General features: G+C 68.5%; 4 protein-coding genes and 5 pseudogenes. 4 read left to right on the forward strand and 5 right to left on the reverse strand.

The window, feature by feature from the left end; all coding sequences use genetic code 11:
* Positions 1–79: 79 nt before the first annotated feature.
* On the reverse strand, positions 80–1,009 hold the full coding sequence (locus ACFYE1_RS16915; protein WP_387745566.1) for an IS30 family transposase: 930 nt from the start codon (positions 1,007–1,009) through the stop codon (positions 80–82).
* A gap of 69 nt (positions 1,010–1,078) precedes the next feature.
* Positions 1,079–1,219: pseudogene (locus ACFYE1_RS16920) on the reverse strand (helix-turn-helix domain-containing protein); the annotation flags it as partial.
* Between the two features lie 53 nt (positions 1,220–1,272).
* Between ACFYE1_RS16920 and ACFYE1_RS16925 the strand changes: the two are divergent.
* A pseudogene (locus ACFYE1_RS16925) lies at positions 1,273–1,555 on the forward strand (transposase); the annotation flags it as partial.
* 3 nt (positions 1,556–1,558) lie between these two features.
* Here the strand turns inward: ACFYE1_RS16925 and ACFYE1_RS16930 are convergent.
* A complete protein-coding gene (locus ACFYE1_RS16930; protein WP_387745557.1) occupies positions 1,559–2,611 on the reverse strand; it encodes a transposase in 1,053 nt (350 codons plus the stop codon).
* A 208-nt stretch (positions 2,612–2,819) separates the two neighbouring features.
* On the opposite strand from ACFYE1_RS16930, the pseudogene ACFYE1_RS16935 reads away from it, so the two are divergent.
* Positions 2,820–3,011: pseudogene (locus ACFYE1_RS16935) on the forward strand (IS3 family transposase); the annotation flags it as partial.
* 43 nt (positions 3,012–3,054) lie between these two features.
* On the opposite strand, the pseudogene ACFYE1_RS16940 reads toward ACFYE1_RS16935, so the two are convergent.
* A pseudogene (locus ACFYE1_RS16940) lies at positions 3,055–3,441 on the reverse strand (transposase); the annotation flags it as partial.
* 235 nt (positions 3,442–3,676) lie between these two features.
* On the opposite strand from ACFYE1_RS16940, the gene ACFYE1_RS16945 reads away from it, so the two are divergent.
* Positions 3,677–4,411: a DedA family protein gene (locus tag ACFYE1_RS16945; RefSeq protein ID WP_387745560.1), complete on the forward strand. Its 735-nt coding sequence runs from the start codon at positions 3,677–3,679 to the stop codon at positions 4,409–4,411.
* 306 nt (positions 4,412–4,717) lie between these two features.
* Here the strand turns inward: ACFYE1_RS16945 and ACFYE1_RS16950 are convergent.
* A pseudogene (locus tag ACFYE1_RS16950) lies at positions 4,718–6,352 on the reverse strand (alkaline phosphatase D family protein).
* A gap of 820 nt (positions 6,353–7,172) precedes the next feature.
* On the opposite strand from ACFYE1_RS16950, the gene ACFYE1_RS16955 reads away from it, so the two are divergent.
* The gene (locus ACFYE1_RS16955; protein WP_387745563.1) at positions 7,173–7,484 is read left to right on the forward strand and encodes a hypothetical protein; all 312 of its coding nucleotides are present in this window, start codon (positions 7,173–7,175) and stop codon (positions 7,482–7,484) included.
* The last annotated feature ends 182 nt before the right edge of the window (positions 7,485–7,666 follow it).

Consider the following 7,666-nt stretch of genomic DNA (forward strand, 5'->3'; position numbering starts at 1 on the left):
GCCCGACGCCTTTTCCGCCAACTCAACGCCGCCGCGGCGGAATTGGGGGTTGACGGGATATAGAAGCTTCATAGAAGCTTCATTGAGATTCCCAATGCCCGGGCACGGTGCGGTCCTCGGCTTCGGCGGGGCGGTCGGTGATCGAAACCATCGGCTCCACGAACCGGCTTCTGCGTCGGGCCGGGTCGCGCCGGGGCCTGCGGGCGGCACGCCGGCAGCGCAGCACCGGCGCCGCCGCACGCGTCAGCCCGGTTCGGTCGGGGGCGTAGATCGCTTGGTAGATCGTCTCCGCGCAGACCCGCATCCGGGGATCGGCCGGGAAGTCGACAACCATCCGGTGACTGATCTGCTCCGGCGACCACTTCTGGTCCAGTCCCGTGGCAACGTAGCCGCGTAGCGCCGCCAGGACCTGCAGCTTGCCTTGTCGTGGCCGCGGCCGGCGGGTCACGGCCAGACGGTGAGCAGCATAGGGCAGGTACCCGGCAGCGGTGGCGGTGTTGCGGGCCAGCTCCCGCCCGATCGTCGACGGCGCCCGGCCCAGAACCCGGGCGATGGCTCGGACCGAGTCCCCTCGAACATGCAGGTCGTGGATCTGCTCCCGCTCTTCGAGGCTGAGGTACCGGCCGCTGATGGGGCGCTCGAGCCGTTGGAGGTCATTCGGGACTCCTCGCGTGTACGCGGTGCGCGGTGTCTTCACGTTCGCCAGTATTCCGGCCTGCCCGTACCGCACCACCCGACCGTCGGGATAGACCCGGCCGCCGTAGAACTGTCGGATGCCCTTGTCCCAGTCCTGGGCGCGGCGCTTGTCCACACCCACGCGGGCGGCGGCCTGGGCGCGACTGAGGCCCTCGGCGCGCACGCGCAGGAATTCCTCACGCTGGGCGGTGACGTCCTTGCCGGTAAAGATCCCGGCCTGATGGGCCCACTTGTAGCAGGTCACCCGCACGAAACCGAGCTCCCGAGCCACCGCAGAGACGTTCGGATTCAGCGCCAGCCGGCGGAAGAACACCGCCTTGTCCTGGGCCGTGTACGTCCGAGGAACCCCGCGGGCGGTGGAGGTCCCCGACTCGTGGCGCCACCGGTAACAAGTGTCCGGGCTCAGCCCCAGCTCGGCCGCGACCGCCCGGATCGTGCCACCTCGGTCCAGACGCCGGAAGAACTCTGCCCTCTCGGCCGCCTTGTACTGCCGACTCCGCTTCCGTGGTGACGAAGCACCCATCGTCGTAACTCCCTATCAGTCAGGGTGTTGCGACGACCGCTGAAATCTAAGCCAGGGAAGGCAAAATCTACTTCTGCGCGGTGCTCGACGCGTTCTCCCGAAAGATCGTCGGCTGGTCCATTGACAACCATCAGGACTCCTCCCTGGTGGTCAACGCCCTCGACATGGCCAGCAAGAACCGTCGGCCCACACCGGGGCGGGATCGTGCACGCCGATCACGGGGTGCAGTTCACCTCCTGGGCGTTCACCCGCCGCATCCGGGAGGCGGGCCTGATGCCCTCGTTCGGGACGATCGGGGATGGCTATGACAACGCGATGATGGAGATGCTCCTATCGGTGTCAAGAGGGCATCGAGGATGCCTCAAGGACCCGGAACAGGTGGCGGGCGTAGTAGCGCTTGAGACAGCGCATCGCCTCGCGCTTGGTCTTGCCCTCGGCGATCCGGCGTGCGAGGTAGGCCTTGGTGGGCGGATGCACCTTGGTGCGAATCAGCACGGCCTGGTGCAGGGCCCGGTTGAGCTGGCGGTCACCACCGCGAGAGAGCCGGTGGCGGGTCTGGGTCTGCCCCGAGGTGGCCTCCAGTGGAGCGGCACCGGCCAAACGGGCGAACGCGGCTTCGCTGCGGCAACGCCCAGAATGGGACCACGAGATCAGGATCTGCGCCGCGAGCAGAGTGCCGATACCGGGTTCCTCCAGGAGCCGGGGCGACATGGCCTTGACCAGCGGCAGCATCGCGGCTTCGAGTTCCTCGCATTCGCGAGTCAGTTCCGTAATGCGCGTGGCCGTGCTGCGCAACGATAGCTTGGTCGCGGCCAGTTCAGGGTCGGTGGCGGTATCAGGCCGCAGGCGCCGGCACCGGGTGAGCAATTGCCCCAAGGGTTGGCCGCGCAGTTCAGCACGCAGTTCCTCAGGAGCGGTGACGACGAGAGCCTTGAGGATGTAAATCGCCGCCACGCGGGCGAGCTTGGCGCTGTCACGAGCGACGATCAACGTGCGCAGCCCTTCTCGGGCGCCGCGGGCGCGTGGGGTGGACCAGCTGGAGCGCCCCAGGCTTTCCCTGGCCGCACGGACCGCGTCGAGGGTGTCGGACTTCGCGCCGTCCTTGGCGGCCCGCTTGGTGGGGTGGTCGAACTCGATGACGAACTCCCCGGCCTCAGCCAGCGCGGCGGCCAGGCCCGCGCCGAAACTGCCGCTGGACTCGATCGCCCACGCCCTTCGGGACGGGCTCGCATACCCTCCTGCCCATCGTTGCGCAGCCCGGTATCCCCGCCCCGTAGCCGGGAAGGTTTTGGCTGCCAGTTCGCCTTGGGTCTTGGCGCACACGACCGCGGCCGTGATGCGATCTCGGTCGGGATCCACGCCAATGACGTGATCCACCAGGTCCTCCAACATGATGTCCTCCATTTGCTCGACGGTGGCCGCCGGCGAATGAGGCAGGACTGTGATGAGTCACCCGAGGGGACAAGCTCCTGATCAAGCCATCGGTAGTCGGCGGGCGACGAGCGGACATATCTCTCAATGAGGACACCGGACCGGGTCGGTCGTTTTGTGAGTCACACCCGTCGACACCACCTTGCCGCGCGGCATGCCCCCAGCGTCACAATCATTTTGGTCCTCCATGCAGATCGAGCTGCTCAACCGGAAGAGGTGGCGCACCCGGATCGACCTGGCCAACGCGATCTTTGAGTACATCGAGATCTTTTACAACCGCCGACGGCGTCACTCCCAGCTGAACTACGAGTCCCCGGTCACCCACGAACTACGCTACGAAATACCTTCCATCCCTGCCTGATCTTCAGACCCCACGGGGTAAGCGAACCGTGGGGCAGGTCACTCTCCCCGGTGGTCAGCCCGCGGGCCGACAGCGAAAGCACGATCTGATCGATCCCGTCCAGGCGCCGCTTGCGCTTGGGCACGATCACCGGTGTGAGCGACCCGTCCCGGTCCCGCGGCACCTCGATCTCAACGGGGCCGATCTCGGTCAGCACGGTCTTCACCCGGGTCCCGTTGCGCATGTTGGCCGCGATCGGGGTCTGCCCGTGATCGTGTCCGAGGTGCTCGGTCAGCTCCGCCTCGAGCGCGGTCTCGAGGACGTTCTTCGTGCGCTGGTTCAGCAGGCCACCGGGACCCACCAGGCTCACGCCTTGCTCCTTGGCCTGGGCCAGCAGGCGTTCGGCGAGTTCCTTCTGATCGATGATCTCTCCCGTCACGGGATCGATCATCTCCTCTGTCCTGTCAGTCGTGAAGTCGGTCATTGCCGTCTCCTTTCGGATCAAGCCGGACCCTCACACACCGTTTTTCTTACAGTCCCCCGGATCCTGATGTACATGTTCTCGTGGCAGGCTGGGCCGCGACCGAAGCGTTCACAAGCCCGGCACCAGCTGCCGTCGTGTCCTGAGCTCACGGCGCGGCGCCTGGTGCTGCTGGACAGAGGGTGAGGCACGAGTGGTGGATGCCGTGGTGGAGTGGTTGTTCGAGCTGAGCGGGTGGCCGGTGTACGCGCTGGTACTCGTGCTGGTGTTCCTGGAGTCGGCGGTGTTCCTGGGGTTGTTCCTGCCCGGGGAGACCGCTCTGCTGATGGCCGGGCTGCTGGCCGGGGCCGGCAACCTCTCCCTGGCCGTGCTCGTCCCGGCGGCTGTCGTGGCTGCGGTGGCCGGTAATCAGGTCGGGTACCTCATCGGCTGCTACTTCGGTCCCCGACTGCGTCAGACCGCCCTGGGGCGCCTTATCGGCGCCTCGCGGTGGGACAGGGCCCTGGAGCTGGTGAGCCGGCGCGGGGTAGGGGCGGTCTTCGCCGCCCGGTGGATCACCGTGGTGCGGGCCTTGGTGCCCCCGGTGGCGGGAATGATCGGGATGCCTCAGCGGAAGTTCTTGTGGGCCAACGCTCTGGGGGCGGTGACCTGGGCTCCGACCGTGGTGCTGATCGGCTATCTGCTGGGGGATTCCCTCTCCCGTGCCGAGCAGGTGCTGTCCTGGCTGCCCCTGGTGGGCGTGGCCACCGTGGTGCTCATGCTCGCCGTGGTGGGGGTGCGAATGGCCCGCACCCGGCGTCGCGCCGGCCACCGGCGGGTGGGTGCGGCCACGACCGTCGAGGCCGCACCGGGCCGGGAACAGTACTGCCGGACACAGGCTGACGGGCCGGGAAGGACCAGTCCGAGACCGGACTCGTTGCCGACATCGACCCGTCTATGAGCACCGTGGCCGGTAGGGGCACGTCACTGTCGAGGTTCACGTCCTGGGCGCCCGTCATCGCCTCACAGCCGGAGTGCCGCTCGGCCGGGTGACCCAGGACGGGGTCGCCCGCGGCGTGTAGGACCGCGGACCGGGCATCGCTCACCGCAGGAATTGCCGCGACGCGGTCGCCGGGCCGGTCGACACGGCGCAGGGGGCCGCCACCTTCTCGGTGTCGATGGTCAGCCACCGCCTCCCGCTGAGGGAACGGCACGGGTCACGCCTCGGGAACGGCCCATGCCGATGTCGAGGCCGGCTCAGGGGTCATCAGACGCGTACAGCCCCGGGCACGCCGTCTTCAATCTCGAACGCCGCATGGGTGTACTGGCCCGCTGACCGGGTGGCGACACTGGTGGCCATCCGCAGCTCGGTGCGCCACCGGTCCGGGGTGACGCGGCAGCGGACGTAGCCGCGTCGGTCGCCGTCGAAGAACTTGATGTGCGGATTGAAACCGATCATGGGCCCGTAGTAGGGACCGTAGACCGGTTCGTCGCCGTTGGTGCTGATCGAGGTGCCGACGAACTCGGTGGCCACCACTGGGGAATCGGGGCGGTCGAAGTCCAGGTGCACATCGTTGACGAAGGTGGAGTGCCAGTCACCGGTGACGAACACGGCATTGCGCACCGCCGGCCCCGCAATGACGTCCAGCAGCCGTCGGCGGGCGGCGGGGAAGCCGTCCCAGGCGTCGTGCCACAGCAGCTCCCCGGCCGCGCCGTCGTGGTCCAGCCGGGAGACCATGACGTTGTTGCCCAGGATGTTCCACCGCACCTCGGAGGCCCGCAGACCCTCGTAGAGCCACTGCTCCTACCGGGTCCCGAGCATGCTGATGGACGGGTCGTAGGCCGCTTCGCACGCCGGGGCCTCACCCCAGCCGCACGGTGGCGCGTCGCGGTACTGGCGCCCGTCCAGGACGTCCAGCTGGGCGAGCCGGCCGTAGCGCAGCCGGCGATAGAGCAGCATGTCGGTGCCCCGGGGCACAGAGCGGGCCCGCAGGGGCTGGTGTTCGTAGTAGGCCTGGTACGCGGCGGCGCGCACCGCGGTGAACGCCGTGCTCTGCCCGGCCCAGCCCCCGGCGTAGTCGTTGGCGACCTCGTGGTCGTCCCAGGTCACCACGAAAGGGAATCGGGCGTGGGCTGCCTGCAGGTCCGGGTCGGACTTGTAGAGGGCGTAGCGGGCCCGCCACTGCTCGAGCGTTTGCGGCGCGGGCTGGGCGGGGGCAGGCACGGGGGTGCGACGCAGCCCGCCGTCAGCGGGGATCTCGTACTCGTAGACGTAGTCACCCAGGTGGACCACGAGGTCGAGGTCCTCGGCGGCCATGTGCCGGTAGGAGGGGAAGAAGCCGTGGTCCCAGGCCTGGCAGGAGACGAAGGCGAAGTCCAGCTGCCTCACCACAGCACCGGGGGACGGCAGCGTCTTGGTCCGCCCGATCGCTGAGCGGTGATTGCGGAACCGGAACTCGTAGAAGTACTCGGTGTCCGGACACAGGCCATCGACCTCCACATGCACCGAGTGCGCCAGATCCGCCGGGGCGTGGGCGGTCCCGCCCAGGACCACGGTGCGCATCCCGGGGTCGGTGGCTACCCGCCACTGCACCACCGCGTGGCCGGCGGGCATCCCGCCATGGGGTTCGAACGGCTTCGGGGCCAACCGGGTCCACAGCACCACACCGGACGGCGTGGGATCGCCGGAGGCCACCCCCAGGGTGAAGGGATCGTCACGGTGCCGGGCCGCAGTCGCGGGGGCGTCGGCCGCCGTGGCGGGGGTGACGGCCAGGGTCGCGGTCGCCGAAACGGCGGTCACCCCGGTGAGGAAGAGGCGGCGGTCGACCAGGCGGGCATTGCCGGGCAGCAGAAGTGGCATGCGGCCAGCCTGAAGGCCCCCCGTGAACGACGAGTCCCGCATACCAGGCACGCCGGTGAATAGACCGTGACCTGGATCGACATCCGGCCCGGGTGACCGACACCCATCCTACCTGCGCCGATGCCCCGGACGGGGACCCGGCCACGGCCTGGAGGCGACTGCAGTGGGCGGCTCCGGCCGGGCTCAGCATTCTTGGTTGAGGACCCTGGGAGCCCCGCTGGCCGGGGCGGGGGCACTCTCACAATCCTCAGGTGCAGCGGCTGACCTGCGGACCGGTGCCCAGGGCCCTGTCGGGCCCGGTAATTCCCCCGCCCGGCTGGGCCCGTGGTCCTCGCCCAGGCACAGCCGTGGGGCATCGTCGTCGTTGAGCATGCGATGGTCCTCGATCGAAGGTGCGACCCACCAGAGGGGTGCCGAATGAACCGGAAGTGATCATCAGGGATGGCCAGCGCCCCGGCCTGCTGACGGGTGTGCTTTCAGCTCGGAGAGCCGAACGGCTTGGTAACAGAGGCGGGGAAGGTCAGCAACCGCGGAGGCGGTCGTTCTGGACGGATCCCATGTAGCGAACCGTTGACTACACCTGCAGTCTGACCTGGTGTGATGAGCACTACATGGCCAGGGGATGGATTTGGGTGGACACCTTCTCGGTCCGTGGCCTGTCCCCTCCAGCTACAACAGCCGTATCGGGTGCTGTTGCGGGCGGATACTCAAGGGTGGTCACTTCTCCATGGTGCGAATCACAAGGGCTGCCGGTTCCTGGGGCCGATCAGGCCCTACGCTGGAGATGGACAACGATGTCGGACCCCATTCGGCACCAAGGTCCATCCGGGCTGCCGGTGCACCCGCTCCCAGGAGATCCGCAATGACTGCTCCCCGCCCGGTCCATGCCCCCACGTTCAATGATCATGACGCCGCCGCCACCCAGCAGGCCACGCCCCGGTTGTCGCGCTATCGACTGCACACCGACCGTCCCGGGCTCAGCCTCCGAGCCGGCGAGGTGATCCTGGGCACCCCCTACGAATCGGTCGAATCCGCCCTGGTGGTGCTGGTGCGCTGCGAGACCGACGGGCACAACCCCGGCGTCGTGCTCTTGAGCGAGGAGCTGGAGGACCTCGGGCCGACCGCCCAGCTTCTGGGGCCCTGCTCCTGGGGCAAACTCGGAGCCCGCTCCTGACCACCGGTTGCTGCAGGGCAGCCAGGGTCATGGGCGAGCCCGCCCCGGCGGACGTGATCACATCCTGATCGCCGACGTGTGCCCGGACGCCGGAAGAGGCCGGCTCAGTCCCCGACGGCCTCGCGGCCGCGGGCCACAATCAATGGGTCGGGCGGGTGGACCACCTCCGGGTCCTTGTCCTC

It is taken from the genome of Kocuria nitroreducens, assembly GCF_042879195.1.
Taxonomy (GTDB): Bacteria; Actinomycetota; Actinomycetes; order Actinomycetales; family Micrococcaceae; genus Kocuria; species Kocuria nitroreducens.

Bases quoted from the DNA above. Each gene is read 5' to 3' on its own strand.
- ACFYE1_RS16955 (WP_387745563.1), top strand. From the start codon at position 7,173: ATGACTGCTCCCCGCCCGGTCCATGCCCCCACGTTCAATGATCATGAC.
- ACFYE1_RS16930 (WP_387745557.1), bottom strand. From the start codon at position 2,611: ATGTTGGAGGACCTGGTGGATCACGTCATTGGCGTGGATCCCGACCGA.